This window comes from Microcystis sp. M49636_WE2, from assembly GCF_030065375.1.
GTDB lineage: Bacteria > Cyanobacteriota > Cyanobacteriia > Cyanobacteriales > Microcystaceae > Microcystis > Microcystis aeruginosa_C.
In genome coordinates this window covers 1-2,290 of record NZ_JASJFG010000056.1, presented here as the reverse complement: position 1 = coordinate 2,290, position 2,290 = coordinate 1, and the positions used below count along the sequence as shown (strand labels likewise).

Sequence of the window (2,290 nt, the reverse complement as noted above, 5' to 3'; positions counted from 1 at the left end):
CCGCATAGTGGGGTAACTCACCCCTGGAAAAGGTGGGAATACTGCGATCGCGAATACTATCGGCCGCCTCTAAACCGTAGGTTAACCCCTGGGAAACTTCCTGTTGCCAACCGGTTAGGGGCAAATGGCGTTCTTTTTCTAGGGCCTGTTGAGCTTCGGTTAAATGCGGGGGTTGAAAAGTAGATTCCTCGGACATCATTTCACCTCAAAATACAATAACCCAGGAGTCTTCAAAGACACTGCCTCAAAACAGTTATCCTTAAAGTCTCCCGGGCTTTTATCCCGCCGTGTAGCCAGCTTAGACGGAAAAAATGTTTGATCCGCTCATTTAAGACTAGCTTGCTCCTCTCGGACCTGACATTTAAGCACGCTTAAATCGGAACCCTAGAAGCAATTTCTTTGACCTTAGACGATCTCAATCCCAAAAACAGTATCACAGACTACATAAAAGGGGATTTTTCCCGCTTTAGATAACTTCAATAAAAAGCGACGGATTTGATATTATAGGGACTTTTGGATATATTATCAGAAGACTATTCCAGGTCAACCTTATGGAGAATTATAGGAGTATATTCTGGCAACTCCGGCAAGCAGAATCAAGATAGAGTTTAAATGCTTGGGAAAATAGGGCTTGTAGGCGCACGGCTTTTCCATTATGAATATAGTATCATGTCAAGAGGCTTTTGTCAAGAGAAAATTTGACAAAATCCAGAAAAACCTAGCCGATTGTAGGGGTAATTCATGAATTACCCCTACACCTATTACCTAGTCCAGTAACCCACCACCTATCATCGACTATGATTGGAATGATTGAATGATGGACTATGATGGAATTAATCACTGATAACTGATTACTGCTCACTGATAACTGATAACTGATGACTGATAACTGATAAAGCTATGACACTCAAAGAACAACTAATTAAAGAAATCGAGCAGACACCTGACACCCTTTTGACTGAATTACTTGACTTTTTGCTCTTTATCAAAGAACGACATACTGCAATAGAAATTACAGAAGAAGAGCAAGCTAACATAATCGCTTCTGAATCAGCTTATCAAGCAGGAGACTATCTAACCCTCGAAGAATATGAGGCAACTCAAGCGTGAACTACAGAGTTATTATTCCGAAACCAGTTCAAAAACAACTAAACAACTTACCCAAACAACAACGCGAACGCTTAATTACTGCCATTAGACTACTTACCGATACACCTCGTCCTAGCGGAGTCAAGAAACTCAAAGGATATGATGACACCTACCGAATTAGAATAGGGGATTATCGCATCATTTACAAAATTCAAGATCAAGAAATGCTGATTATCATATTGAGTAGTATTCATCGAAAAGATGCTTATTGAACCTCTAGGTAGGTGGGTGGAGTGAGAACTATAAAACTATGTTGTCGCAACTCCAGCAAGCAGAATCAAGATAGAGTTTAAATGCTTGGGAAAATAGGGCTTGTAGGCGCACGGATTTTCCATTATGAATATAATATCATGTCAAGGGACTTTTGTCAAGAGAAAATTTTTTTGACCCGGAAGGAATTCAACCTAGATAAAAACTGAGGATCAGAGCCACTAAAAAAGTCATTAACAGGCATAAAATTCCGAAATAAAGGACAATTTTAGGACGGAAAGCTGATAGGAGGAGGATAAAAGCTTTAATATCAATGAGGGAAGCGACCAGTAAAAAAGCTAGAGTGGAACCGACGGACAGATTAGTAATTAAAGAACCGGGGACAAAAGTGCTAAGACTGGCATTAACAGCGAGGGTGAAACCAAAGAACAACTGCACGAGAATTTGAGTAGCGGGAGTATTCCCCCAGGCAATTAATTGACTCTGAGGTAATAATAGCTGAAAGACACTAGCGATCGCACAGCCTATAATTAATAATCCCCCTAATTCCAGCGCTTCATCGATAAAGTTATCAAGAAATAACTGCACAGAAATTGGCCAAGCTTGCCTATCTCTAGTTTTATACTCATAAACAAGACTGCCGACTCTTTGCAGGGGTTGACTGGCTGCTTCCTCCGGTAAAAAACTACCAGAAAGAACTAAACTCGATTCTAGGGGAATTTCACTATCGGTGCGGGGTTTTTCCCGATAGAAACTAAAGAGAGTGCCGATAAAAATTGCCATTAACCACACCGAAAGCGATCGATAGAAGAAAATACTAGAATAGGTGAAAGTCTGCCAAGTTAGCCAAAGAGTGACGATATTTAGGGTAGGTGCAGCGGTGAGAAAGCTAAACACCACCCCTGGGGGTACTCCCTCTAATAAGAATCTT

General features: G+C 40.8%; 3 protein-coding genes, 1 pseudogene and 1 riboswitch. Of the genes and pseudogenes, 2 read left to right on the top strand and 2 right to left on the bottom strand.

Features of this window, described 5'->3' with window-relative positions; all coding sequences use genetic code 11:
* Positions 1 to 196, bottom strand: a pseudogene (locus PX484_RS01300) (agmatinase); the annotation flags it as partial.
* A gap of 68 nt (positions 197 to 264) precedes the next feature.
* A riboswitch (guanidine-I (ykkC/yxkD leader) is annotated at positions 265 to 399 on the bottom strand.
* Positions 400 to 900: 501 nt separating this feature from the next.
* Here PX484_RS01300 and PX484_RS01295 point away from each other — a divergent pair.
* On the top strand, positions 901 to 1,110 hold the full coding sequence (locus tag PX484_RS01295) for a hypothetical protein (RefSeq protein WP_002760925.1): 210 nt from the start codon (positions 901 to 903) through the stop codon (positions 1,108 to 1,110).
* Positions 1,107 to 1,361 (top strand): type II toxin-antitoxin system RelE family toxin, encoded by a 255-nt coding sequence (locus PX484_RS01290; RefSeq protein ID WP_002760924.1) that lies wholly within the window; start codon positions 1,107 to 1,109, stop codon positions 1,359 to 1,361. The genes PX484_RS01295 and PX484_RS01290 overlap by 4 nt, the downstream gene beginning before the upstream one ends.
* A 187-nt stretch (positions 1,362 to 1,548) precedes the next feature.
* Here PX484_RS01290 and PX484_RS01285 read toward each other — a convergent pair.
* Positions 1,549 to 2,290, bottom strand: a 742-nt coding sequence (locus PX484_RS01285) for a permease (protein ID WP_288102691.1), incomplete at its 5' end; no start/stop codon positions are given.